Genomic DNA, 22,486 nt, shown 5'->3' with positions numbered 1-22,486 from the left:
CATGAATACCCATCAGAACAAGATCGCGCTGGTCACCGGCGCCACCCGTGGCATCGGCCTGGAAACCGTGCGCCAGCTGGCCCAGGCGGGCGTGCACACGCTGCTGGCCGGTCGCAAGCGCGATACGGCGGTGGAGCTGGCACTGAAGCTGCAGGCTGAGGGCCTGCCGGTCGAAGCCCTGCAACTGGACGTGACCGACGCAGCCAGCATCACCGAGGCGGTCGAGCAGGTGCGCCAGCGCCATGGCCGCCTCGACATCCTGGTCAACAACGCCGGCATCATGATCGAGAACCCGGCCCAGGCGCCGTCGGAGCAGTCGCTGGAAACCTGGAAGCGCACCTTCGACACCAACGTGTACGCACTGGTGGCGGTCACCCAGGCCTTCCTGCCGCTGATCAAGCAGGCCAAGTCCGGGCGCATCGTCAACGTCTCGAGCATGCTCGGCTCGCAGACCCTGCATGCCGACCCGGCGTCGGGCATCTACGATTTCAAGATCCCGGCGTACAACGCGTCCAAGGCCGCAGTGAACAGCTGGACCCTGAGCCTGGCCTACGAACTGCGCAACACGCCGATCAAGGTCAACACCGTGCACCCGGGTTACGTGAAGACCGACATGAACGGTGGCAACGGCGAAATCGAAATCAGCGAAGGCGCACGTTCCAGCGTGGAAATGGCGTTGATCGGTGAAGCCGGTGCCAGCGGCAGCTTCACCTACCTGGGCGAGGTGCTGCCATGGTGATCCGCACGTTGGCGGTGGCCGTCTCCAGCCTGGTGCTGGCGGGCTGTGTCAGCGTCGGCCCCAATTACAAGGCACCCGTGCAGGAGCCGGTGGTCCTGCAGGGGGCCCAGCAGCCGGTGTTCAGCACCGCCTCGCCGGTAGCCAGCTGGTGGGCACAGTTCGATGATCCGGTGCTCGAAGAACTGGTACACGGTGCACTGTCGGACAACCTCGACCTGCGCGTGGCCGTGGCCCGCGTCAGCCAGGCCCGTGCGGTGTTTGTCGAAAGCCGTTTCGACCAAGCCCCGCACATCACCGCCGGCGGCAGCTACGATCGCCGCAAGCAACCCGATCCGCAGCTGGGTGGGCAGCGGGTGTTCAGTGAAAGCTACCAGCTCGGCTTCGACGCCGGCTGGGAGCTGGATCTGTTCGGCCGCAAGCGCCGTGCCGCCGAAGCCGCGCGCGCCGACCTCGACGCCGAACAGGCCAACCTGGCCGATGCACAGGTGCTGGTCGCCGCCGAAGTGGCACGCAACTACTTCGAGCTGCGCGGTACGCAGAAGCGCATCGCGGTGGCCCAGCACACGCTGGTCAACCTGCGCGATACGCAGAAGCTGACCGAGGCGCGCTGGGAGCTGGGCGCTGGCAGCGAGCTGGATGTGCAGAGCAGCCGTGCCCGCTTGAAGGCGATCGAGGCCGACATCCCGCTGCTGGAAGTGGCCGAGACGCAGTCACGCAACCGCCTGGCGGTGCTGCTGGGCCAACGCCCGGAAGTCCTGGCCGACATGCTGGCACCGCATGAGGTGCCCGCTTTCGCCAAGGCACTGCCGCTGGGTGATACCCGCGAACTGCTGCGCCAGCGCGCCGACGTGCGTGTGGCCGAGCGTCGCCTGGCGGCTGCCACGGCACGCGTGGGTGTGGCTACCGCCGATCTGTTCCCGCGGCTGTCGCTGTCCGGCTTTGTCGGCTTCCTCGGCGGCGATGCCAGCGGCCTGGTCAACGGCAACAACAAGGCGTGGTCGCTGACGCCCTCGCTGAGCTGGGCGGCCTTCGATTTCGGCACCGTGCGCGCGCGGCTGCGGGCCAGCAAGGCCGAAGCCGAAGGCGTGGCCGCACAGTACGAGCAGGCCGTGCTGCTGGCGCTGGAGGACACCGAGAATGCACTGACCCGTTACTCCAAGCAGCAGGCCCGGTTGGCGATCGTGGTTGAACAGGCGCAGGCGGCGCGGCGGGCCGAGTCACTGGCGCAGATCCGCTATCGCGAGGGCTCGGAAGACTTCCTGACCCTGCTGGACGCGCAACGCACGCAGCTGGCCGCTGATGACGCGTTGGCTGCGGCCGAAGCCGAAGTCAACGTCAGTGTGGTCGGCGTGTACAAGGCGCTGGGCGGCTGGGGGCAGTCGCCGCAGCCGCCCCGTGTGGCGCAGGTGCAGTAAGCCGGGAGGGGCGGTGGCCGAGGCCGTCGCCCCTTCGAGCCCGGCCCGATGTCCCGGGCCGTGGTGCAGTTCACAGTCGTGTCGCTTCTGACTCTGCCGAAACGCCGCCACCCCGTGTAACTAGTGGGACGGCCCTTGGGAGGAAAGGCAATGGCAGACGAAAAGCGAGACACCCAGCGCATGTTGTTCGGCGATCCCGGGCTGCCCGGCGCCGGGCTGTCGGTGGCGGTCGTGGCGTTGATGGTGCTGGCGACGCTGGCTGCGGCGGTCGGCTTCCTGCGGCTGGTCGACTCGATGCTGGGCCTGGGCCTGATCGGGATCGCCGTGTTCCTGGCCATCGGCGCCCGGATCTGCCAGGCCCGCGATCAGCACCAGGCACTGTACCGGCTGTTGTCGCGGCGGCCACCGCTGTAGCCGCCGTGACAGCAGGTTCAATGGTTCGGCCAGTCCAGTTCCACCACCAGCGGGAAGTGGTCCGAAGGCAGCACGCCCTTGATGCGGCGGTCATCGGTGAGGAAGCTGCGTGCGTGGAAGCCACGCGCCAGTACCCAGTCAAGCTGCACGGTGGGCGTGCCGGTGAAATCATGGAACGTCAGGCGCGGACCCTGGGGCGTTGCCACCTGGGTCCGGGTGTCCTGCAGCACGCGGGTGAACGCCTTGTAGGTCTCGCCTCCCGGTTCGCTGTTGAAGTCGCCGGTCAGTACCACCGGCAGATCCGGCGGCAGCGTCGCCAGGCGCGCTGCGATCAGCTCGGCCCCCTTCACGCGGCGTGGCTCGTCCTCGGCGCGATAGGGCAGGTGGGTATTCATGAAGTAGAAGCGGCGACCGTCGTCAAGGCGGCGGAACACCGCCCAGGTGACCATGCGCGGGTACAGGTTGCCCCAGGTGATGCTGCCGGCAACCTCGGGAGTATCCGACAGCCAGAAGTTGCCTGACGATTCCACGCTCAGGCGCGTGCTGTCGTAGAACACGCCCATGTGTTCATCGCCCTTGCCACCGCGGCGACCTTCGCCGAACCAGCGATAGCCCGGCAGATGCCGGGCAAGGTACTCGGCCTGTTCCTGCACCAGTTCCTGGGTGCCGATCACCGCAGGATGGGCATCGAGAATGACCTTGACCATCGCGTCGCGGCGGTCCGGCCAGCGCTTGCCCGGCTCGGTATCGGCTGGCGTGCGGACATTGAACGACATCACCTTCAGCGGCGCCGGGGCTGCGGCCCAGCTGATGGCAGGTAGAGCAAAGGCCAGCAACGCGACCAGTGCCGGGCAACGGAAACGCGACAACATCGTGGAATCCCTCCATTCCATGAAAACGGTTTCATGCAGCATCGCACGAATCGGGCGGGGGCGGATGTGCCTGCACTGGCGGTATCGGCGGCTTGCCTCCGGCGCATTCAGGCCGGTCTTCATCGCGCCTTGACCCGGGCGCGCGCGGCTGCGTGCTGGAACGGCGGTGCGCGGGCCTTTGCCCGGGCAGTCGCAACCGTCAATCCATGATGGAACCACAAGGAGACGTGCCATGACACGACTGATTCGTGCGTTCTTCCAGCATCACTCCCCCGACTTCTGGGAGGCGCCGGGCAGCTTCGACCCGGACCGCGGGTTGCCCGAGCGTCGGCAGTCCAGCAAGGGCGCCTGTGTCCCGTTCGGATAGTCCTCCCGCGCCTGCGTCGGCAGCGCGGTCGGGCACGCCCAGCTGCTGCTGTTCTGCGCGCTGGTCACGCGTGACTTCGAGTTGCAGGTGCAGGCCCATTTTGCGTATCCGGCCGACTTCGTCGGCCGGCTGATCCCGCGCGGCTGAGCCGCGCGCGCCGCATGCAGCGCGTCAGCGGCCGTGTTCAGCGCCCGGCCAATGTGTCCAGCAGCGTGCGTGCGGCCAGTTTGCCCAGCGCATTGCCGGCCAGCGGACTGTCGCCGGTCAGCAGCAGGCGGTCCTGCAGCACGCTGCCATCGATACCAGCGTTGACGACCTGCACCCCCTGCTGCGCGAGGCGCTCGCCGAAGAACCAGCGCAGCTGTCCCGGCATGTAGCCGATCTCCGGTGTCTGCCTGTCCATGGCGTCGGGGAAGGCGCAGATACGGTAGCCACGGAACAGTGAGCCACCATCGGCTTCGTCGACGCCTGCCGCCAGCAGCGCGGCGGGGCCATGGCACAGAGTGATGATGTGCCGCTGCTGGGCCATCGCCCAGTGCAGGGTGGCTTTCACTGCGCGGCTGTCGGGCAGGCCGAGCAGCGCGCCATGGCCGCCGGGAATGAACACCGCGGCATAGTCCGAGTCCGCGCCGAGGGCCGCCACCACGTCATCCAGGCACAGCGGCTGGCGGAACCGCGCCTGGTAGCGTTCATACAGCCCGCCGATCTCCCTGTCCTCGTGCGGAAACGCCCACCACTCGAACTTGACGGGGTTGCCGGACAGCGTCGCCACATCGATATCCAGCCCGGCCTTGTCCAGGTGATACATGGGCAGCAGTGTTTCCACCGGATGATTGCCGGTGGAGAACAGATGACCATTGGCCGTGGGCAGGTAGCGCTCATCAGCACCGATCATCAGCACTTTCCAGCGTCCATCGCGGCGCGCGTCGGGATAATCGGCGCCGGACAGATTGCTCAGTGCCGAGGTGAACTGTGAAAGCGAATAAGGCGAGGGGAAAAAGGCATCGCGCTCGGCCGGATCGGGACGGGGCTGGCGGCTGGAATCCTGCGCATTCATGGCTGTCTCCGTGTGGCAATGTGCGGCCAGCATAAAGGTGCGCCTGCACAAGCAGGATGAGGGTTTGCCTGCGGTATTCACGCTGCAGCATGCTGCACCGCGCCACCGGTGCGGATTGGACAGCGCGATTATGTCGTGTTATCTAACCCGGGCCGGATAATCCCGGCATAACCACACCGCAAGCACAATCAAAGGAGTGATCATGAAAAGATTCGCCCGAGCATTGCGCGTCAGCCTCAACATCCATCCGACCGAAAAGAGCAGTGTGTGGACGGTCTGGCAGATCTGGGTAGAGTTCTGATTCCCCGGGTTTCGGCCCGGATCTGATCTGCAGCAGGACGAAGGGACTCGTCTTCGAGTCCCTTCTTGCCGGAGGCGTACTTCATGCAAGGGACGTCGAATGAAGGCAGCACCGTCGCTGCCGAGCGCTTGGCCGCACGCGTGGAGCGCGAGGGACCGGTGCTGAAGCTGGACACGGGCGGGGTCGGGGTATTCTGCCCTGAGCTGGCCGGAAAGATCGACAAGGAAAATTCCGAGCATCTGTTCGTGATCGAATCGCTGGCGGACCTGTTCCGGCGGCATGAGCGCGTGCGTTGGACCGAGGTGCGCAGCCTGATCGCTACGCGCAGTGCTGAACTCACCGGGGCGGGCACCTTGCAGGTGCTGCAGTCGCGCATGCGGCTGGCACTGGACGCACTCTGTGATGTCGAACAGGACGCGACGCCGGCCATCTGGAAGGTGATGGCCCATCCGTTGGTTCCAATGGTCATCGACGGATTGGATGCGCGGGGCGTGGCCGCCATCGAGCGCGCACTGCATCTTCGCTACCGCATCCAGGTCGAGCAGGTCATCCATCGCCGCGACCTGCTGCGCAATTTCCTCATCAACCGCGCCGAGTCGCGCGTGATCCACGCCGAGCTGAAACGGCGCGTGCGCGCGGGCCATTCCCATCTGGATTACGCACAGTCGCTGCTGTCGCTGCATGAACGCATCGGCCTGGACAAAGTCACCTACCTGGTCACCGTGCAGTTGATCGCCATTTCCGGCGTGCCAGGCATGATGGCGGCCTGCCTGCTGCTGGCATTGCAGATGCACCCGCAATGGCGGCAGCGCATCGAAGACGAGTTTGCGGCGCTGTCCGATGCCGAGATCCACGCACTGCCGATGGCGCGTATTCCCTGCACCATGCGGTTCCTGAAAGAGGTGATGCGGCTGTACTCCACGCCGTTCAACAACCGCCGGGTTGCCGCCTGTGATCTTGAAGTGGAAGGGCAGGTGATCGCCGAAGGCACCGTGTTCGAACTGAGCTCGTTCATCCAGCATCGTTCGGCCAAGTACTGGGACGACCCGCTGCGGTTCGACCCGGACCGCTGGCTGCCCGAACGGCGCAAGCGTACCGCCGGCATCTACGTGCCCTACGGTTTTCCCACGCGTTCGTGTGTCGGTTCGGCGGTGGGCAATGCGCAGCTGGTGCTGCTGTGCGCGTTGCTGGCGCGCGAGTACCGCTTCACGCCAGGCAGCGGCTACCGGCCGGAGGTGCGCATGGAGGGCTTCGCGATTCCGGCCGCGTTGCACGGCACGTTCTCGCGCCGCGCACCGGCCGCCTGAGCGCAGGGGGCAGGGGCCGGCTGGTTGCTGCCCCGCCCGTGCGCCTACATGTCCTCATGCAGGATGCGGCGCAGCTCGACGATGGCTGGCGTGGCTTCCTGCACGCTGTGGCCGGACACGATCACCTTTTCCGAATCCGCACGCGGCAGGTGCGAGCTCCAGTACGGCACCAGTCCATCATCGGTCTTCTCCAGCGGGCCCTCCGCGCTGGCGCGGGCGATGATCGAGTGGTAGCGCACCTTTGGTGACATCGGCAGATCGGCGACCGCGCGCACGAACGGGTCGTCCTTGTCCAGGTTCTGGATGCTGTTCATCTGGTAGCCGTGCTTGCCATCACTGCGATCGATCTGGCCCTCGTTGGCCAGTGTCGCCACGTCCTCCAGCACGGTCAGCGGCAGCCGTACCAGGCGGCCGATCCAACGGCCCAGGCGGGTACCGGCCACGTCGGTGCCGCGATGCGGCGTGGCGATGAACACCACCCGCGATACCTCCGGCTCCGGCACGAAGGTCAGCACCGGCGCGCCCTTGGTGCGCAGAAGCTCGCGCTGGGCAGGCGTCATCTGCGCGGTGGCCAGCAGGGTGTCGACCAGGTGGTCGCCGGAAGAGGACACCATCAACCGCGCGATCACCCCGCCCATGCTGTGCCCGACCAGCACCATGTCATGCGAGGCCTGCGCCTTGCCGCTGGGGTCGAAGTGCTTGAACACTTCGGCCAGGGTGTGGCGCATCGCATCGTGGCTCATCGCGATGGGTATGTTGGTCGGGTAGTAGAACTGCCAGACCTGGAAGTCGCGGCGGATCTCATCGTCGCGCATCAGTTCATTGGCAACATTCACCCAGGCTTCCGGGCTGCTGGCCAAGCCGTGGATCATCAGCAGCACGCGGCGGTTCGGGTCGTACGGCTGCATCATGTACAGATGCGGCGAATCGATGCCACCCTTGCCACCGAACAGCGAGCGCAGCGACTGGTGGCTGAAGTTGGAGCGTGCCAGCCACAATGCGTAGCCTGCGGTGAAGTTGGCCGCCAGCGGCACCTGCTGGCCATGCAGGGTGACTTCCGAGACCTGGTAGGGATCGTGGATTTCCAGCTCCGGCGAATCATCATGCAGCACTTCCCACAGGTTCTTCCCCGAGAAGCGCAGCAGCACGCTCATCGACGGCGAGGGCATCTCGCTCCAGCTGCGCTGTGCCGGCGCTGTCGAAGACCCGGCGGCCGGCGCGGTGCTGGCATCGGGATCTTCCATCACCGCCACCAGCTCGGCACCGAAGCCATCGCGCCGGTGCACGCTGCGCAGGGTGCCGGTGAAGGACAACGACGCGGCCGGTACCAGCTCGGTCGGGGTGCGGGTATCCAGCGGCGAGGCGTCATCCGCCGGCGCCAGGACGAAGGTCCAGCGCCCCAGCTGGAAATGGCTGGCATCGTTGCGCACGCGGCCGGTGGCATAGGCGTTGTACAACTGCACCGAGGCTTCCTGCACGGCCAGGTTGTAGTAGTCGCGTACCTGGGTCTGGCGGTCTTCGAAGCCGCGCTGGTTGGCCGTGCGCTCGGTGAAAAACAGGTACGCGTAGGCCTGCCGCGCAACCTGCATCCAGGCATCCAGGCGCGGCTGGAACTCGGCATCCAGTTCAGTGACGGCGGTCTTGGCGCGGCCCGAGGCCGAGTACTCGCGTTTCGGCGCGGGCAGGGTCATGGCGTACTGCAGCCACAGCTCGGCCAGGCTGGAGCGCTTGTCTTCCTCGCGCACCACGATGCTGCCTTCCATCGCCTCGATGCAGGGCAGGCCGGGCTTGGCACAGACGCCCTCATCGAGCCCGGCCACGCGCAGCGTTTCCATCGTTGCCGAACTGAGCTTGCCAGTGGTGAGGATGTCGCCGCGCTTGAGTGCGATGTACTGGCCCGGCGTGACCGAGGCGACCTGCACCGATGGCCCGAACTGGCGCAGCGTCGCGCAGCCGCCCAGGCCGAGCAGCACGGTGATGATGAGGGTCGTGCGGCCGATGAAGCCCAAGCCCGTGGTAGCCATACGATCCTCCTGCGCGCTGGCGCCACTGTAGCGGCCGGCCTGTCAAAGCGGAATATCCCGGGCGGTCGGTTTGGGGCACGAGACTGTCGCCAGAAGGGCGATTCAGGTGCTTCCGTGTGACACTGGGTGAATGGGGGGGCTCTGCCGTGGTCGTCACACCGGGGCCACGCGACGATTCCGCGGAGCTGTCTGCCCTGATAATGTGCTCCACCGTTAGGGGGATATCCATGCGCAGCATCTTGCTCACCATCGCCATCACCGCTGCGTTCACGTGCTCTGCGGCCGACAACAGATCGCGGGAAACATGTGACCTGCAGCTCGAGGGTGTTGGTTCGATACGGTTACAGGGAAATGTCCTGTCTGTCACCGATATGCTCGCAGCGTCACTGGGGCCCAAGGATGAGTTCGAGAGCAATGCCGCCTACCAGCAGCGCGCGGACAAGGTGCTGCAGGCGAGCCCGATTGCCAACGGCATGATCTGTTTCAGGCAGGATTCGGCGGTCACCACGTTATACGATGCGGACCGGCAGCGCCTGACCGTGTATCTCATCAACAAGTCGTTGAATCTCACTGGTGCCAAAAACGACAGCAAGATCTACTATGCAATGCCGCTTACTCGGAAAATTCTGAAGCGCGAGAAGTATCGGGCCGAAAACGCATTCGGGGCCGGGGCGATGGTGGATAAAACGGTACTCCAGACGGTCAACGTCGCGTTCTCCAAGAAGGATATAGACGCATTAGCCTCCAGTGAAGAAGTCATCAATACTGGCGCCGCGTTACGGTTGGAGCTCGATGCCAGCCCGGAGCTGGCGCGATCGCTTAATAACAACACCTCGTTGGTCTACCAGATCGAGCTGATCGAACCTTTCGTGCTTGCCTCCCGCCGCTGGACACCGCCCTTGCTCAGCAGCCCATTCGAAAGTGTAGATCAACAGACGCTGTTCCCTGCGCGGTTGATTGCTGTTTCGGTGCAGAACGAGAAGACGGGTGCCATCGTAGCCACCGTGCCGATGGCTCACTAGAGTCAGCGCCGCTGGCTGCAGTTCAGGTCACCCCATTACCGGCTGAACTGGCACTTCACCGTAGCCGAATAGCCCTTCGGTGTCGGCATGCTCGTTGTCCTCGGTCACCGACCAAGCCTTGGCCAGGCGCTTGGAATCGACACCGTTCAAGTACACGAAGAGGCTCGAACGTGCCGCCTGGCTTCTTGGCCGGGTTGGCCGCCTGCAGCGCATCGATGGCTTCGGCCGCACTGAAATTCGTCCCGGCCTTCTGATGGGAGCAGGAATCAGAACGCCGGTTCGATTACCGGGAACTCTTCAGCGGAGGAGTAGAGGCGATACGCCTGCGTGGCGCCGGCGCGGACGTTGATTTCAGTCGATCGCCGGCGGGTATTGTTGGTCTTCTCCGATTGCAGCACGCCACACAGGCCCCGCCCCTGGACAGGCGTGGCGGTCAGTACGTGGCGCCCCTCGGCCAGAGCCAGGGACAGGCGCTCAGCGGGGTCGAGATGTGCGGCCATCTTCCCGTCGACCATGACGCCCAAGTAGCAGCCGCTGCCCACGAATCCGACGTCGCGGGTGACCGTGACGGTACCGGTGGGTTCACCCTGGGCATCGATCGGGAAAATGCGCGCGGCCGGTGCGTCCTTGATCTGCTCGGGCGACGCCTGCTTGGTGGGCATGCAGCCGGACAGTGCGGCAATCAGCAGGGCAGGGACGAGCCGTGGCTTCATCACAGTTCTTCCTTGGCGGAGATCGGGGTCTCGATGGCCGGAATGATGCAATGAAAAGGGCCTGGAGTTAAAGCTCCCAGGCGTGCAGGCACAAAAAAGCCGAAGCTCCTGATTGAAGAGGAGATCCGCCTTCTTGCGGCCTCGACAGGCCATACAGATGGTGGAGGTGGGCTCTACCGTAGTTGAGCCTTATGCCTTTGCACGACGTAGTCTCCAGCCTATGCAGCGTCGGCGATACCCCCATCCATACCCCCGGTTTCGCCCGTCTGGTCGCGCCCGCCCGGCTTCAACCCACGCAGCCACTCGACCCACACCTCGGTGCTGGGCACGTCGTAGTCCCAGCGCTTGCCCATGAAGGACAGGCCGTGGGGCGGATCGGTCACGATGCATCGACCGAGTTGTCGGCCATCCCGCGCATCACTTCCAGGCAATCTCCGACGTGGATCATGCGGCGACCCTCCGCCAGCGCCAGCGCAGCCCATTGCAGACGGTCCAGCAGACCCTGATCAGCAATACCTTCCCGGTTGGCGGCGTGACGATGGGGCCGGCGGTTCGCTTGCCAGCAGCATTGCCATGACGCCGCCCAGGCTCGTGCAGATGAACCGTTGGCCGGCCATCTGCGGGCTATTTCGGGATGGGCGTCTCAGATTCACTTTTTTGACCTCGCGAGTATTTCGGCTACTGCTTCCTCAACCATGGGGTGTAGTCGATGCCGTGCGTATACGTGGTGGTGGTCGAGCTGAGGAGCCTCGAAGGGGCGCCCGTGGCGGCATATGCCTATGCAAGCGTCTACTGCAATGACCGGGCCTATGCGGTGAAACGCGCAGATTCACGTCTCGCGATGCTCTACAAAGAACGAGAGGTTGTCTCGGTGAGGAGGGTCATGCGCGGCATGCAGGCCCGGGTTGTTCCTGCCTGGGTTCCCGTTATCGAGGCGTCGCGGATCAACAAGAACAAGATCGCCTTCATCCTGCGGACGTCATTGGAGAGCCGCATCGGAACGCCGAATCCTGAATGGGCTTAGTTCACTCAGCCGTGGCACCTTGGCCGGTAGATATTTGCGGCCCGGCGACGTCCGCCTGGCTGGCCGTCGGCGGTGCCAGGTGGCGTGATGCTGGCGCATCGACGTAGATCATCGATACAAGTAGCCCAACGGTGAACAACGATGAAGTTGATCAAGAATATGCTGGTTGCTGCGGCATTGTGTGCTTTAGCGGGCAGTGCACTGGCACAAAGTGCCGATCCGAACGAAGAGGCGGATGCGAAGGAGAGGGAGCAGATCAAGAAGTTCTTTGAAATGGAGCCTGTTCCCCACAGCACGATGAAGCGTTGGTCCGATACTAGTCCTGACGGAACCGTTTGCCAGAGCGTCCCGGATATTCCGCATTGCGAAGCGCCGCGAGTACAGTCCGCTACTCAGATCCTTGAATACACGGTTGTCTGCACAACGAAGGCTGGGGTCGTCACTCGGGACAAGAAGGCTCGAAAGGTTCCCGCTGAGTGTCGATAGCAATGCAGGAGGTCCCGGCGGACGCCGGGTCCTCTTTTTCTGACGGGATAGTCCAGCTTTGCCCGATGGTGGCGGACGACCAGGGCGAGGCATCCTGACCTTGCCAGATCAGGGGCCGCAGGCAGCTCAGCCCCGGTGGAGACAGACATGGAGCAAAGAGAAAGGCCCCTGCGTTTGGTCGGGGCCTTTGTCATTGGTACGTTAGATGAGTGTTGCCGAGCTGTGCCGACGGCACGCCTGAAGTTGGTTGCGTCGCTATTTGAGGTAGCTGGTGAGCGCCTTGCTCACTTCCCTGTCCACGTAACTCAGATAGTCGAGCAGATGCTCAGAACAATCGGCATCGGCGCCAGATGCTTCGCAATCCGTATATTTCTTGTACAACGCCTGTGCCTCTGGCGTTTTTCGTACTGTTTCTCGGATTTTGTCGGATGCGGAATCCGGATCGACTTCGGGGTCAGGGTCGCTTGCGAGGACTGCTCCAGGCAGCGCAAGGGCGATGAGTGAAGCGACGCTCAGCAGCCATTTCGAAGATGCCATTTTCATGATCGTCATTTCTCCTTACCGGCGGCGTGGTGGCCTCCTGGCACAAGTGCCCCGTATACGAGGCGATGCATCAAGAATCCGTGAAGATTATCGCTCTCGTATTGGCTCCCGGTGAATGGGTGGGCTGGATCCGGGGCCGCAGGCATCTCGACCCGGGGAGGCGTGAGCAGCGCCGCGCCGGCACCACGTCCGAACGATTAATCCAGGTCGCCGCCGTGTTCGCAGGATCTGCGACAGCCGGTCGTGTTCTTCCGGCCATGTATTCGTCCCACAGCTTCCGCACCGCCCCCAATTCCCTCTGGCTGGGTCCAGACGGGTGAGCGCTGGGCGCTCTGGTACAACGGCCGCGAGACGGCCAACGTCACGCGCGATGGCGATCCAGGGGAACACGTCATTGCTGAACCACGCTTCGACCATTGCGCGGTACTTTGGAACCCAGTCGCGCTTCGCCAGTCATTCCCGCGCAATGACCTCGAACGTGTTGGCGCCCAGCTCCGCCCGAGCCACGGCCGCCGCCTTTTTAGGCTCGGCCGGATCTACCCCACGCGCCAGCAGCTGCCGCGCGTCGTCTCGTCGCTGTCGGGCGAGAGCCAAGGGCACGTCCGGATAGACGCCCAGGGCGAGCCGTTTCTCCCTTCCGCCGAAGCGCTGCTTGAGCCGCCACCAGCGGCTGTCCTTGGGGAGATGTCCAGGTAGAGGCCGCCGCCATCGAAGATCTTCTGGGTGCGCTCCGTTGCTTTGGCCTTGCGAATGGCCAAATCGGTCAGTGGGGCATGTGTCTTTCAGGTCCGGGCTTCTGTCCCAAAATATGTCCCCACCGTCTCACGGCCTGCAACGAATTGACGCGAACCAGGCCGGAAAGTAAAAAAGCCCGGAAACCCTTGTGATGCGGGGGTTTCCGGGCTTCTCCGGCCCTTGACGGACCGTTCGTTGGTGGAGGTGGGCGGAATTGAACCGCCGTCCGAAGGCACTCCATCCCCAGCACTACATGCTTAGCTCGCCGTTGGATCTCGTCCCCGAACAGCACGGCGCGCAAAGCGCATCCGGGAACCAGCCTGTTGTGTTCTAGTGCCGGACTGACAGGCAGCCGTCCAGCGCGATTCCATGATAGTGACTCTACACCGCGAGCATGGACACAAGCGGTTTCGAGGCTTAGGCCTTAAGCGGCCAGAGCGTAGTTGTCGTCGTTGGCAACTAGAGTTTTGCAGCTGGATTTACGAGGAAAGCTACCCCCTCGGCATGCGCCAGGCGACTTCACAACCCCCGTCGAAACCAATGCACCCCCGGTTTCTACAGTGCTGCAAGGTACAGGGCCGAATCCGTGTCACCACGGGCAGGGCCTGCCCAACGGTTGCAATGCTACGGCAAAATACCTGAACAGTCACCTTGGCAATCCACAACTCGTTGTAGAGCCATGGTCATAGCGGATTGCTAACCTCCCTGGCACGAATTTGCGACACACTGGCCATCACGATCCAGGCCAGGACAGACACGGAGACTGTGGGTGACCGATGCAAGCCAACAACGCAGCCTGCGAGAGCTGGTCGGCCCCGTCGGCGCTGACTACCAGCGGCGGGCGCTGCCGCCCGGCTGGGTCTGGGCGGTGCTGGCGGTGTTGCTTGCGGCCACCGGCCTGACCGAACTGCCGGCCACGGCGGCCGCGGCGCTGGTCGCCAGTGCGGTGGTGGTGCACTGGTCGCAGCGCGGTCGCATCCATTGGCTGGGGTGGCGCCTGCCGGGCCTGGCAGTGTTGGCGGCCCTGCTGTGGGGGCCGGAAGTGCTGTCGCAGTGGTTCGAGCATGGCCTGGCTGTGGTCCTGATGTCGCTGGCCAGCCTCAGCATCGGCGTGCATGTGTGGCAGTCGCGGCAACTGGCGCGGCAGCTGCAGGGCGCGGCCGACTCGCTGGATGACGCCCAGTTGCTGGCCCTGCTCCCGGCCGACGCGGCCCAGCTGGCGCAGCGGTGGCGTGCCGGCGATGACCGCCATGCGCCGGAACTGGCGGTGGTGATGCATCTGGCGGTGATGCATGCCGCGCTGGCGCCGCGCCTGCGCGGGCAGGGCATGCTGGTCGGCTGACCGGCGTGCGCGCCCATGGCGCCGAGCCTGCGCCCGGCGGCTATTTCCGAAGCCGAGCATGGCTCTACAGAAAGCCAGGGCAGCCGGGCATGGCCCGGCATTGCAGCCTTACGCGTCGCGGTTGCCGCGACGCATCACGCGCTGCTTCTCGATTGCCCAGTCGCGGTCCTTGGCGGCATCGCGCTTGTCGTGGTTCTGCTTGCCCTTGGCCAGCGCGATCTCGAGCTTGATCTTGTTCTTGCTCCAGTACATCGCCGTGGGCACGATCGTGTAGCCATCGCGCTCGACCTTGCCGATCAGCTTGTCGATCTCGTTCCGGTGCAGCAGCAGCTTGCGCTCGCGGCGGTCTTCGGCCACCACGTGGGTGGAGGCCTGGATCAACGGAGTGATCTGGGCACCGATCAGGTAGATCTCGCCGCGCTTCACGTAGGCGTAGGCGTCGATGATGTTGCCGCGGCCGGCACGGATCGATTTCACCTCCCAGCCCTGCAGGGCCAGGCCGGCCTCGAAGCGCTCTTCGATGTGGTACTCGTGGCGGGCACGCTTGTTCAGCGCGATGGTCTTGGTGGCCGTCGCGTTCTTTGCTTTATCCTTGCCGCTGTTCTTGCTCATTTCCGTATTGTCTCCGATTCGGGCCCGCCCGGTCGATTGCCGAAACGTCCTGTATTCATGCCTACTATCCGCCGCAGCGCCCTGGTCGAACATTCGGCCGCGCGCATGTTCGACCTGGTCAACGACGTCCAGGCCTATCCGCACCGTTTCCGCTGGTGCTCGGCTGCCCAGATCCTGGAGCAGGGCGAGGACCGGCTGGTGGCGCGCCTGGACCTGGGCCTGGGCTCGTTCAGTACCTGGTTCCAGACCGAAAACACCCTGCGGCGCCCGCACAGCATCGACATGCAGCTGCGCGATGGCCCGTTCAAGCAGCTGCACGGCCGCTGGGAATTCCATGCGCTGGCCGAAGACGCCTGCAAGGTCACCCTGACCCTGGAGTTCGAACCCAGCTCGCGCCTGCTTGGTCCGGCGCTGGCGATCGGTTTCCAGGGCCTGGCCGATCGCATGGTCAACGATTTCGTCCGCGTTGCCGACGAAGGTTGAGCGATGATCGAGGTCGAGGTGGTGCTGGCGTGGCCAAAGCAGGTGCTCTCGCGCCGTCTGCAGCTGGACGAGGGCGCGACCGTGGCCGATGCCATCGCGGCGGCTGGGCTGGACGGCAGTGCCGATTGCCCGGCGGTGGCCGTACATGGCGTGCTGGCGCGTCCGCAGCAGCCGCTGCTGGATGGGGACCGCATCGAGCTGCTGCGCCCGTTGCTGGCCGACCCCAAGGACAACCGCCGGCGTCGCGCGCTCGGCGGTTGATTGCCACACCCCGTCCTTGCGGACGGGCAGGCGCCTCAGCGGCCCTTCTTCTTCTTGTCCTTCGGCAGGTTGCGGCCGAACTGGCGCACGGTCTGCTGGGCCAGGGCCTTGTCGTTGCCCGGGAAGTAATCGCCTTCCCAGCGGGTCACGTTGTCATTCTCGAAGAAAACGGTGAAGTTCTTCACCTCGGTACGGCCCAGGCGGTTCACGCGCTGGCTGGAGGTGTAGTCCCAGCGCTGGGCGTGGAACGGGTCGGGAATGGACGGGGTGCCCAGCAGCGCAGTGACCTGCTGCTTGCTCTGCCCGACCTGCAGCTTGGCCACGGCATCTTCCCGGATCAGGTTGCCCTGATAGATGGGTTGCTTGTAGATGATGCCGCACCCGGTGGTGGACAGGGCGACGGCGGCGACCAACAGGAGATTGCGCATCGGGACTGGCGGTTGGGGAAATCAAACCGATGATACACTCCCGGCGTGCCACCGCGACCCAATCCGAGGCAGCTGGCGCTAAATCGCCAATGAACGGAGACCTATGGAAACCCACGACCTGCGTAAAGTCGGCCTGAAGGTGACCCATCCGCGGATGCGGATCCTGGCGCTGCTCGAGCAGCGCAATGCCCAGCACCACATGACTGCCGAAGACATCTACCGCCAGCTGCTCGAGCATGGCGACGAGATCGGTCTGGCGACGGTCTACCGGGTGCTGACCCAGTTCGAGGCCGCCGGCCTCGTGCTCAAGCACAATTTCGAAGGCGGCCAGGCCGTCTACGAGCTGGACCGTGGCGGCCACCACGACCACATGGTGGACGTGGACAGCGGCAAGATCATCGAGTTCGAAAGCCACGAGATCGAGGAGCTGCAGCGCAAGATCGCGGCAGATCACGGCTACGAGCTGGAAGAACACTCGCTGGTGCTGTACGTGCGCAAGAAGCGCAAGTAAGCCGTTCCGGCCAGCTGGATACGACGGAACCCCGGGCTTGCCCGGGGTTTTTCATTGCTTACGGTAGATCCACGCCATGCGTGGATGGCCCCATCAGCGCCTCCAGATCTACCGCCTCGGCCATCGCCCGGTTGCCGGCGTCGCCAGGATGCAGGTGGTCGCCGGAGTCATAGGCGGCGGCCATCCGCGACGGATCGGCCGGGTCGCGCAGGGCAGCATCGAAGTCGACCACCGCATCGAACGGGCTGCCCACGCGCAGCCACGCATTGAGCTGCTGGCGCAGCGCGTCCTTGTCCGGGTGGTAGTAGTCGTCCAGTGGCGTGCCGGGCAGGGCGCCGGCGAACGGTGGCAGGGTCGCACCCAGAATACGCAGGCCCCGCTGATGTGCCTGCTCGGCCAAGGCGCGGTAGCCGGCCTGCAGCTGCGCCAGCGTGGGCCGGGCCTGGTTACGGGCGAAGGCCGTACCGGGCCAGCTGATGTCGTTGATGCCGATCAGCACGATCACGCTGCCCACGCCGGGCTGATCCAGTGCGTCACGCTGCAGGCGGGCCAGAACCGACTCGCCCATGCCGTCGCGCAGCAGGCGGCCGCCGGAGATGCCCGCGTTGACCACTGCCACGCCATGCGGTGCCAGCCGCGCGGCGAGATGGTCGGTCCAGCGCTGGTCCTGGTCCAGGCTGGCGGTTGCGCCGTCAGTGATCGAATCGCCGATCACCACCACGCTGCGCGCGCCGGGGGCCGCTTCAACCTCGATACCACTCAGGAACAAGCGGGCGGTCGTGGGAGAGGCCCGATCCAGCCCGGGCGACCTGCTCTGGTCACCGGGGGCGACCCAGCTGGTCTGGCGGCCATCCCAATGGAACGTCCGAACCGCTGTCGGCCCAGGCACAAAGACGCTGACCTGCAACGCCTGGCGGTGGTCCGTGGCCAGTGCCAGCGGGTCGCTCAGCCGTTCCTGGCCGGGGCTGATCAACACCCCGGGCTGGCCGTCGAAACTGAGCGCCTGCGGTGTGGCGCCGGCCTGTGCGGCCACGCTGGCCGCCCCGACGCGCAACGGCTGCGTGCCATAGGCATTGCTCAGCCGCACCCGCAGCCGGGGCCCGCCCAGGCTGATGCGTGCGGTCTGGCGGAAGGTCTGGTCCTGCAGTGTGGCCGGCACCAGCGTCGGGAACAGGAAATCGGCGTCCCAGACCGGTTGTGGGCTGGCTTGCCAGCTGGTGACCCAGTGCGGGGCAGGGGCGGCACGGGTGGCGCCGGACAGGGTGAGCAGGGTGGTGGCAGTGAGCTGGCAGAGGCGGTTCATCGGGCGATCCCGGGTGGAGTGGCGGCATGGTGATTCCAGACTCACCTGTGAACTAGACTGCGCAGAGACAATCATCTGTGAAGTGAATTCACCGCCATGGCACGCTCCGACATCAACCGATCCGGCGAACTGGAAGTGTTCGTGCGCGTGATCGAGACCGGTGGCTTCTCCGCCGCCGCCCGAACGCTGGACATGACCCCGTCGGCGGTCAGCAAGCTGGTGGCGCGGCTGGAGCAGCGGCTGGGCACGCGCCTGCTGCAGCGGTCCACCCGCCAGCTGCAACTGACCCCGGAAGGCTGCGCGTTCTACGAGCGTGGGTTGCGTGTGCTGGCTGATCTGGACGAGGCCGAGCGCTGCGCCAGCGCCCATGCCGAGCCACGTGGGCGGCTGCGGGTCAATTCCAACGTGCCGTTTGGCCAGCATTTCCTGCTGCCGCTGCTGCCGCGCTTCCTTGGCGGCAACCCGCAGGTGGGCGTGGACCTGACCTTGAACGACGAGGTGATCGACCTGCTGGAGCAGCGCACCGATGTGGCAGTGCGGGCCGGCCCGTTGAAGAGTTCCAGCCTGGTGGCGCGGCGGCTTGGGGCGACGCGGATGATGATCGTGGCCGCACCGGCCTATGCGCAGCGTCACGGCCTGCCGGCCGACGTCGAGGCGCTGCACTCGCACAACCGGCTGGATATCGGCCATGCGCGGGCGATGCAGGGCTGGCCGCTGCTGCAGGATGGACGCGAGCGGATGCTGCTGCCCAGTGGCAACGCCCGCGCCAGCAATGGCGATGCGCTGCGCCAGCTGGTGCTGGGCGGGTTGGGACTGGCACGGCTGGCAGCGTTCCAGGTGCAGGCCGACATCGCCGCCGGACGCCTGCTGCCGGTGCTGGAAGCGGCCAATCCGGGTGACCTGGAAGAGGTGCACGCGGTGTTCCTGGGGCAGGGCGGCTACCTGCCGCTGCGGGTACGCGCCTTCCTCGATTTCCTGGTGGAGAACGTCGACCTGGCGCGGCCGCTGGGGTGAGCTGGCATTCTACATGCCGGTTTCGTTCGGGATGTTCCTGTAGAGCCGAGCCCACGCTCGGCTCCCCCGGCCTCAGGCCTGCAGCAGCTTGCGCGCGGCGGCGCGCGCTTCCTTGCTGACTTCCACGCCGCCGAGCATGCGCGCCAGCTCTTCTTCGCGCGCCTTGCTGTCCAGCTTTTCCACGGCGCTCTGGGTCATGCCTTCCACCGGCGCCTTGCTGACCCGGTAATGGGCATGGCCCTTGGAGGCGACCTGCGGCAGATGGGTCACGCACAGCACCTGGCGCTTCTCGCCCAGTGCGCGCAGCTTCTGGCCGACGATGTCGGCCACCGCGCCACCGATGCCTGAATCCACTTCGTCGAACACCATCGTCGGCACCGCGTCCAGATCCAGCGCGGCCACTTCAATGGCCAGCGAGATGCGTGACAGTTCACCGCCCGAGGCCACCTTGCGCAGGGCGCGCGGCGGCTGGCCGGCGTTGGCGGCGACCAGGAACTCCACGCGTTCGGCGCCCTGCGGGTCGGGCTTGCCGGCGTCCTGGGGTTCCAGCTCGATCAGGAACTGGCCGCCGCCCATGCCCAGCTCGGCGATGATGCTGGTGGTGGTGGCCGACAGTTCGGCGGCGGCGCTGCGGCGGCTGGCGGTCAGCACTTCAGCCTGCACGCGCCAGGCGGCGGCGGCCTTGTCGATCTCGCCGGCCAGGCGCTGCAGGCGCTCATCGGCACCGCGCAGTTGCTCCACTTCGGCATGCATGCGCTCGCGTTGCGCGCCCAGCTCGTCCATCGGCACGCGATGCTTGCGGGCCAGGTCGTGCAGGCGACCGAGGCGGCGCTCGTTCTCCTCGAACTGCTCCGGGTCGGCGTCGAGGTCGTCATGCACCCGGTCCAGCAGCGACAGGGCTTCATGCAGCTGGATCGAGGCGTTCTCGATCAGGCCGTCCACCTCGCCCAGGCGCGGGTCGTGCTCGACCAGCCGCGACAGCTCGTGGCGCACCTGCTGCAGCAGGTCCAGCGCGGAGCTGCCGTCGTCACCGTTGAGCTGGTTGCTGGCCGCCTGGCAGGCGCTCAGCAGGGCGCTGGCGTGGGCCTGGCGGCGGTGGCTGGCACCCAGTGCGGCGATCGACTCCGGTTCCAGGTCCTCGCGGTCCAGTTCGCGCAGCTGGTGCTCCAGGAAGCCGATCCGGTCACTCACGTCGCCCTGTTGCGACAGCGCCAGCGACTCATCGACCAGCGCCTGCCAGGCCGCGGCGGCGCGGCGTACCTGGCGGCGCGCGTCCTCGTTGCCGGCATAGGCGTCGAGCAGGGCCAGCTGTGACGGGCGCGTCAGCAGGGCCTGCTGCTCGTGCTGGCCGTGGATCTCCACCAGCAGCGCGGCCAGGTCGGCCAGCTGCGCCAGGGTGACCGGACGGCCATTGATCCAGGCCCGCGAACCGCCGTCGGCGCGGATCACGCGGCGCAGCTGGCACTGTTCCTCGTCGTCCAGCTCGTTGTCGGCCAGCCACTGGCGCGCGGCCTGCAACTGGTCCAGTGCGAATTCGGCGGAAAGTTCGGCGCGGGCGGCGCCGTGGCGGACCACGCCGCTATCGGCGCGCAGACCGGACAGGAAGCCCAGCGCGTCGACCATCAGCGACTTGCCGGCGCCGGTCTCGCCTGAAACGACGGTCATGCCGGGCCCGAACTCCAGTTCGGTGGCGCGGACGACGGCGAAATCCTTGATCGAAAGATGTCTGAGCATGGGTAAGGGGGTATCAGCAGCCGCGCAACGCTAGCACGCGCGCGGGGGAGGTCCAATGACTTGCCAAGGTGATGCGTCGCCATTATCTAGTGTCCGTGTCTCACAGGTTGATTCCATGCACGGTTCTCCCGACCAGCTTGCCCCACGTGCGCGCCATCTGCTGCGCACGCTGATCGCGCGCTACATCCAGGATGGTGAGCCGGTCGGCTCGCAGACGCTGGCGCGCGTGGCCGGCCTGGAGGTCAGCCCGGCGACCATCCGCAACATCCTCGGCGACCTGGAAGACCTGGGCCTGCTGGCGTCGCCGCATACCTCGGCCGGGCGCGTCCCGACCGCGCATGGCTACCGGGTGTTCGTCGACAGCCTGCTGCAGATGCAGCCGCCGGGCGAGGGCGAGCTGGCCCGGTTGCGCCAGGAGCTGGCCGGCGGCGGCAGCACCCAGGCCCTGCTCGGCAGCGCCTCGGAGCTGCTGTCGGCGATGAGCCACTTCGTCGGCGTGGTCAGTGCGCCGCGGCGTGAGCAGTTCGCCTTCCGCCAGATCGATTTCGTGGCGCTGGACGGGCGCCGGGTGCTGGCGATCCTGGTATTTGCCGACAACGAGGTGCAGAACCGGGTCATCGAGACCCGCCAGGAGTTCGCGCCGGGGCAGCTGGAGCAGGTCGCCAACTACCTCAACGCCCATTTCGCCGGCCTGCCGATGGTCGAGATCCGCACCCGCCTGCTGCTGGAGCTGCGCGATGCCCGCTCCGAGCTGGAGCAGCTGCTGGCGCACAGCATCGAGCTGGCCGAGCAGGCCCTGCAGCCGCCGGCCGATGACATGCTGGTGGCCGGGCAGACCCGGCTGATGGGGGTACAGGACCTGTCCGACCTGGAGCGCCTGCGCGAACTGTTCGAGCTGTTTTCCAGCAAGCGCGAGATCCTGCAGCTGCTGGAGCGGACCATCCAGGCCCCGGGCGTGCGCATCTTCATCGGCGAGGAGACCGGGATGATGCCGCTGCAGGGGGTCTCGCTGGTCACTGCGCCCTATACCGCCAACGGCCAGGTGCTGGGCGTGCTGGGCGTGATCGGCCCCAAGCGGATGGCCTACGACCGCATGATCCCGCTGGTGCAGGCCACCGCCGACGTGCTCGGCGCGGCCTTTTCGCCGGCCGGTCGAACTCCTGGAACATCCGACGCTTGAAACGCAGCATCCCGCCCACACTAGGGTGGGTGGAGGCGGGCTGTGACCGCCAGGGACCCAGACATGAACCACGAAAACCCCGATATCGAATCCCAGCAGAGCGCGGCCGATGCAGCGGCTGCGGCCGGCGTCAGTGACGAAGTGGAGCGCCTGCGCGCCGAGATCGAGCAGGTCAAGGCCGACGCCCTGCGTGAGCGCGCCGACCTGGAAAACCAGCGCAAGCGCGTCGCCCGCGACATCGAGCAGGCCCGCAAGTTTGCCAACGAGAAGCTGCTGGGCGAGCTGCTGCCGGTGTTCGACAGCCTGGATGCCGGCCTGAAGGCTGCCGGTGACGACCCGCACCCGCTGCGCGAGGGCCTGGAGCTGACCTACAAGCAGCTGCTGAAGGTTGCCGCCGACAACGGGCTGGTCCTGCTCGACCCGACCGGCCAGCCGTTCAACCCGGAACACCACCAGGCCATCAGCCAGGTGCCGGCCCCGGGCGCCGCACCGGGCACCGTGGTGACCGTGTTCCAGAAGGGCTACCTGCTCAACGAGCGCCTGCTGCGGCCGGCGCTGGTGGTGGTGGCCGCCGACTGACCCTGCCGGGCCGGGCGGCG

At 66.0% G+C, this 22,486-nt stretch carries 26 protein-coding genes, 1 other RNA gene and 1 pseudogene; 15 read left to right on the top strand and 13 right to left on the bottom strand.

The window, feature by feature from the left end; all coding sequences use genetic code 11:
- Position 1 precedes the first annotated feature (1 nt).
- The 3 genes from ARC23_RS08440 (at position 2) to ARC23_RS08430 (ending at position 2,568) form a co-directional block, all read left to right on the top strand.
- The gene (locus tag ARC23_RS08440; RefSeq protein ID WP_057496843.1) at positions 2–739 is read left to right on the top strand and encodes an SDR family oxidoreductase; all 738 of its coding nucleotides are present in this window, start codon (positions 2–4) and stop codon (positions 737–739) included.
- Positions 733–2,154: an efflux transporter outer membrane subunit gene (locus tag ARC23_RS08435; RefSeq protein ID WP_057496842.1), complete on the top strand. Its 1,422-nt coding sequence runs from the start codon at positions 733–735 to the stop codon at positions 2,152–2,154. Before ARC23_RS08440 ends, ARC23_RS08435 begins: the two co-directional genes overlap by 7 nt.
- Before the next feature lie 150 nt (positions 2,155–2,304).
- A complete protein-coding gene (locus ARC23_RS08430; protein WP_057496841.1) occupies positions 2,305–2,568 on the top strand; it encodes a hypothetical protein in 264 nt (87 codons plus the stop codon).
- Positions 2,569–2,585: 17 nt separating this feature from the next.
- Here the strand turns inward: ARC23_RS08430 and ARC23_RS08425 are convergent, their stop codons facing one another.
- The gene (locus ARC23_RS08425; RefSeq protein ID WP_057496895.1) at positions 2,586–3,440 is read right to left on the bottom strand and encodes an endonuclease/exonuclease/phosphatase family protein; all 855 of its coding nucleotides are present in this window, start codon (positions 3,438–3,440) and stop codon (positions 2,586–2,588) included.
- A 232-nt stretch (positions 3,441–3,672) separates the two neighbouring features.
- On the opposite strand from ARC23_RS08425, the gene ARC23_RS21205 reads away from it, so the two are divergent.
- On the top strand, positions 3,673–3,807 hold the full coding sequence (locus tag ARC23_RS21205; RefSeq protein WP_238985217.1) for a cytochrome P450: 135 nt from the start codon (positions 3,673–3,675) through the stop codon (positions 3,805–3,807).
- A gap of 184 nt (positions 3,808–3,991) precedes the next feature.
- Here the strand turns inward: ARC23_RS21205 and hchA are convergent, their stop codons facing one another.
- A complete protein-coding gene (gene hchA, locus ARC23_RS08420; RefSeq protein ID WP_057496840.1) occupies positions 3,992–4,864 on the bottom strand; it encodes a glyoxalase III HchA in 873 nt (290 codons plus the stop codon).
- 384 nt (positions 4,865–5,248) lie between these two features.
- Here hchA and ARC23_RS08415 point away from each other — a divergent pair, with 384 nt between their 5' ends.
- Complete coding sequence (locus ARC23_RS08415; protein ID WP_057496839.1) at positions 5,249–6,472, top strand: cytochrome P450; 1,224 nt, start codon at positions 5,249–5,251, stop codon at positions 6,470–6,472.
- A gap of 44 nt (positions 6,473–6,516) precedes the next feature.
- On the opposite strand, the gene ARC23_RS08410 is transcribed toward ARC23_RS08415, so the two are convergent.
- Positions 6,517–8,496 carry an esterase/lipase family protein gene (locus ARC23_RS08410; RefSeq protein ID WP_057496838.1) on the bottom strand — a complete coding sequence of 660 codons (1,980 nt, stop codon included), beginning with the start codon at positions 8,494–8,496 and terminating at the stop codon, positions 6,517–6,519.
- Positions 8,497–8,723: 227 nt separating this feature from the next.
- Here ARC23_RS08410 and ARC23_RS08405 point away from each other — a divergent pair, with 227 nt between their 5' ends.
- Positions 8,724–9,518: a hypothetical protein gene (locus ARC23_RS08405; protein WP_057496837.1), complete on the top strand. Its 795-nt coding sequence runs from the start codon at positions 8,724–8,726 to the stop codon at positions 9,516–9,518.
- A gap of 35 nt (positions 9,519–9,553) precedes the next feature.
- On the opposite strand, the pseudogene ARC23_RS21380 reads toward ARC23_RS08405, so the two are convergent.
- The 3 genes and pseudogenes from ARC23_RS21380 to ARC23_RS21075 form a co-directional block, all read right to left on the bottom strand.
- A pseudogene (locus ARC23_RS21380) lies at positions 9,554–9,768 on the bottom strand (hypothetical protein); the annotation flags it as partial.
- Positions 9,769–9,784: 16 nt separating this feature from the next.
- On the bottom strand, positions 9,785–10,231 hold the full coding sequence (locus ARC23_RS08400; RefSeq protein WP_057496836.1) for a hypothetical protein: 447 nt from the start codon (positions 10,229–10,231) through the stop codon (positions 9,785–9,787).
- A gap of 218 nt (positions 10,232–10,449) precedes the next feature.
- Positions 10,450–10,614: a hypothetical protein gene (locus ARC23_RS21075; protein ID WP_203226350.1), complete on the bottom strand. Its 165-nt coding sequence runs from the start codon at positions 10,612–10,614 to the stop codon at positions 10,450–10,452.
- A 341-nt stretch (positions 10,615–10,955) separates the two neighbouring features.
- On the opposite strand from ARC23_RS21075, the gene ARC23_RS08395 reads away from it, so the two are divergent.
- Positions 10,956–11,255 (top strand): hypothetical protein, encoded by a 300-nt coding sequence (locus ARC23_RS08395; RefSeq protein WP_152985237.1) that lies wholly within the window; start codon positions 10,956–10,958, stop codon positions 11,253–11,255.
- Positions 11,256–11,396: 141 nt separating this feature from the next.
- Positions 11,397–11,741 (top strand): hypothetical protein, encoded by a 345-nt coding sequence (locus ARC23_RS20755; RefSeq protein ID WP_152985236.1) that lies wholly within the window; start codon positions 11,397–11,399, stop codon positions 11,739–11,741.
- Between the two features lie 255 nt (positions 11,742–11,996).
- On the opposite strand, the gene ARC23_RS20750 is transcribed toward ARC23_RS20755, so the two are convergent.
- The 3 genes from ARC23_RS20750 to ssrA all read right to left on the bottom strand — a co-directional run bounded on the left by ARC23_RS20750 (position 11,997) and on the right by ssrA (position 13,569).
- A complete protein-coding gene (locus tag ARC23_RS20750) occupies positions 11,997–12,293 on the bottom strand; it encodes a hypothetical protein (protein WP_152985235.1) in 297 nt (98 codons plus the stop codon).
- A 444-nt stretch (positions 12,294–12,737) separates the two neighbouring features.
- Positions 12,738–12,902, bottom strand: coding sequence for an integrase arm-type DNA-binding domain-containing protein (locus ARC23_RS21200; RefSeq protein ID WP_238985221.1), 165 nt, complete (start codon positions 12,900–12,902; stop codon positions 12,738–12,740).
- A gap of 313 nt (positions 12,903–13,215) precedes the next feature.
- Positions 13,216–13,569: a transfer-messenger RNA gene (ssrA, locus tag ARC23_RS20405) on the bottom strand.
- Positions 13,570–13,788: 219 nt separating this feature from the next.
- On the opposite strand from ssrA, the gene ARC23_RS08385 reads away from it, so the two are divergent.
- Positions 13,789–14,361: a hypothetical protein gene (locus tag ARC23_RS08385; protein WP_057496833.1), complete on the top strand. Its 573-nt coding sequence runs from the start codon at positions 13,789–13,791 to the stop codon at positions 14,359–14,361.
- 108 nt (positions 14,362–14,469) lie between these two features.
- Here the strand turns inward: ARC23_RS08385 and smpB are convergent, their stop codons facing one another.
- Positions 14,470–14,973 (bottom strand): SsrA-binding protein SmpB, encoded by a 504-nt coding sequence (gene smpB / locus ARC23_RS08380; protein ID WP_057496832.1) that lies wholly within the window; start codon positions 14,971–14,973, stop codon positions 14,470–14,472.
- 57 nt (positions 14,974–15,030) lie between these two features.
- Here smpB and ARC23_RS08375 point away from each other — a divergent pair, with 57 nt between their 5' ends.
- Both ARC23_RS08375 and ARC23_RS08370 read left to right on the top strand, forming a co-directional pair.
- A complete protein-coding gene (locus ARC23_RS08375) occupies positions 15,031–15,456 on the top strand; it encodes a type II toxin-antitoxin system RatA family toxin (protein ID WP_057496831.1) in 426 nt (141 codons plus the stop codon).
- 3 nt (positions 15,457–15,459) lie between these two features.
- On the top strand, positions 15,460–15,717 hold the full coding sequence (locus tag ARC23_RS08370) for an RnfH family protein (RefSeq protein ID WP_057496830.1): 258 nt from the start codon (positions 15,460–15,462) through the stop codon (positions 15,715–15,717).
- Between the two features lie 35 nt (positions 15,718–15,752).
- Here the strand turns inward: ARC23_RS08370 and ARC23_RS08365 are convergent, their stop codons facing one another.
- A complete protein-coding gene (locus ARC23_RS08365; RefSeq protein ID WP_057496829.1) occupies positions 15,753–16,145 on the bottom strand; it encodes an outer membrane protein assembly factor BamE in 393 nt (130 codons plus the stop codon).
- Between the two features lie 103 nt (positions 16,146–16,248).
- Between ARC23_RS08365 and fur the strand changes: the two genes are divergently transcribed.
- The gene (fur, locus tag ARC23_RS08360) at positions 16,249–16,656 is read left to right on the top strand and encodes a ferric iron uptake transcriptional regulator (protein WP_005409235.1); all 408 of its coding nucleotides are present in this window, start codon (positions 16,249–16,251) and stop codon (positions 16,654–16,656) included.
- 58 nt (positions 16,657–16,714) lie between these two features.
- On the opposite strand, the gene ARC23_RS08355 is transcribed toward fur, so the two are convergent.
- Positions 16,715–17,959 (bottom strand): SGNH/GDSL hydrolase family protein, encoded by a 1,245-nt coding sequence (locus tag ARC23_RS08355; protein ID WP_057496828.1) that lies wholly within the window; start codon positions 17,957–17,959, stop codon positions 16,715–16,717.
- Between the two features lie 96 nt (positions 17,960–18,055).
- Here ARC23_RS08355 and ARC23_RS08350 point away from each other — a divergent pair, with 96 nt between their 5' ends.
- Positions 18,056–18,973: a LysR family transcriptional regulator gene (locus ARC23_RS08350; RefSeq protein WP_057496827.1), complete on the top strand. Its 918-nt coding sequence runs from the start codon at positions 18,056–18,058 to the stop codon at positions 18,971–18,973.
- A 72-nt stretch (positions 18,974–19,045) separates the two neighbouring features.
- On the opposite strand, the gene recN is transcribed toward ARC23_RS08350, so the two are convergent.
- Complete coding sequence (gene recN / locus ARC23_RS08345; RefSeq protein ID WP_057496826.1) at positions 19,046–20,707, bottom strand: DNA repair protein RecN; 1,662 nt, start codon at positions 20,705–20,707, stop codon at positions 19,046–19,048.
- A gap of 115 nt (positions 20,708–20,822) precedes the next feature.
- Here recN and hrcA point away from each other — a divergent pair, with 115 nt between their 5' ends.
- Both hrcA and grpE read left to right on the top strand, forming a co-directional pair.
- Positions 20,823–21,887 (top strand): heat-inducible transcriptional repressor HrcA, encoded by a 1,065-nt coding sequence (gene hrcA, locus ARC23_RS08340; RefSeq protein WP_057496825.1) that lies wholly within the window; start codon positions 20,823–20,825, stop codon positions 21,885–21,887.
- A gap of 63 nt (positions 21,888–21,950) precedes the next feature.
- Positions 21,951–22,466 carry a nucleotide exchange factor GrpE gene (gene grpE / locus ARC23_RS08335; RefSeq protein ID WP_057496824.1) on the top strand — a complete coding sequence of 172 codons (516 nt, stop codon included), beginning with the start codon at positions 21,951–21,953 and terminating at the stop codon, positions 22,464–22,466.
- The last annotated feature ends 20 nt before the right edge of the window (positions 22,467–22,486 follow it).

The sequence above is a fragment of the Stenotrophomonas beteli genome, assembly GCF_001431665.1.
Lineage (GTDB): Bacteria > Pseudomonadota > Gammaproteobacteria > Xanthomonadales > Xanthomonadaceae > Stenotrophomonas > Stenotrophomonas beteli.
Note: the sequence above shows the minus strand (reverse complement) of the source record. Positions and strands in the feature narration are given on the sequence as shown.

Coding starts and splice junctions, on each gene's coding strand:
- ARC23_RS20755 (WP_152985236.1), top strand. CDS start 11,397: ATGAAGTTGATCAAGAATATGCTGGTTGCTGCGGCATTGTGTGCTTTA.
- hchA (WP_057496840.1), bottom strand. CDS start 4,864: ATGAATGCGCAGGATTCCAGCCGCCAGCCCCGTCCCGATCCGGCCGAG.
- smpB (WP_057496832.1), bottom strand. CDS start 14,973: ATGAGCAAGAACAGCGGCAAGGATAAAGCAAAGAACGCGACGGCCACC.
- recN (WP_057496826.1), bottom strand. CDS start 20,707: ATGCTCAGACATCTTTCGATCAAGGATTTCGCCGTCGTCCGCGCCACC.
- ARC23_RS08440 (WP_057496843.1), top strand. CDS start 2: ATGAATACCCATCAGAACAAGATCGCGCTGGTCACCGGCGCCACCCGT.
- ARC23_RS08400 (WP_057496836.1), bottom strand. CDS start 10,231: ATGAAGCCACGGCTCGTCCCTGCCCTGCTGATTGCCGCACTGTCCGGC.
- grpE (WP_057496824.1), top strand. CDS start 21,951: ATGAACCACGAAAACCCCGATATCGAATCCCAGCAGAGCGCGGCCGAT.
- ARC23_RS08410 (WP_057496838.1), bottom strand. CDS start 8,496: ATGGCTACCACGGGCTTGGGCTTCATCGGCCGCACGACCCTCATCATC.
- ARC23_RS08370 (WP_057496830.1), top strand. CDS start 15,460: ATGATCGAGGTCGAGGTGGTGCTGGCGTGGCCAAAGCAGGTGCTCTCG.
- ARC23_RS08355 (WP_057496828.1), bottom strand. CDS start 17,959: ATGAACCGCCTCTGCCAGCTCACTGCCACCACCCTGCTCACCCTGTCC.
- hrcA (WP_057496825.1), top strand. CDS start 20,823: ATGCACGGTTCTCCCGACCAGCTTGCCCCACGTGCGCGCCATCTGCTG.
- ARC23_RS20750 (WP_152985235.1), bottom strand. CDS start 12,293: ATGACGATCATGAAAATGGCATCTTCGAAATGGCTGCTGAGCGTCGCT.
- ARC23_RS21205 (WP_238985217.1), top strand. CDS start 3,673: ATGACACGACTGATTCGTGCGTTCTTCCAGCATCACTCCCCCGACTTC.
- fur (WP_005409235.1), top strand. CDS start 16,249: ATGGAAACCCACGACCTGCGTAAAGTCGGCCTGAAGGTGACCCATCCG.
- ARC23_RS08375 (WP_057496831.1), top strand. CDS start 15,031: ATGCCTACTATCCGCCGCAGCGCCCTGGTCGAACATTCGGCCGCGCGC.
- ARC23_RS08365 (WP_057496829.1), bottom strand. CDS start 16,145: ATGCGCAATCTCCTGTTGGTCGCCGCCGTCGCCCTGTCCACCACCGGG.
- ARC23_RS08435 (WP_057496842.1), top strand. CDS start 733: ATGGTGATCCGCACGTTGGCGGTGGCCGTCTCCAGCCTGGTGCTGGCG.
- ARC23_RS08405 (WP_057496837.1), top strand. CDS start 8,724: ATGCGCAGCATCTTGCTCACCATCGCCATCACCGCTGCGTTCACGTGC.
- ARC23_RS08350 (WP_057496827.1), top strand. CDS start 18,056: ATGGCACGCTCCGACATCAACCGATCCGGCGAACTGGAAGTGTTCGTG.
- ARC23_RS08415 (WP_057496839.1), top strand. CDS start 5,249: ATGCAAGGGACGTCGAATGAAGGCAGCACCGTCGCTGCCGAGCGCTTG.
- ARC23_RS08425 (WP_057496895.1), bottom strand. CDS start 3,440: ATGTTGTCGCGTTTCCGTTGCCCGGCACTGGTCGCGTTGCTGGCCTTT.
- ARC23_RS08430 (WP_057496841.1), top strand. CDS start 2,305: ATGGCAGACGAAAAGCGAGACACCCAGCGCATGTTGTTCGGCGATCCC.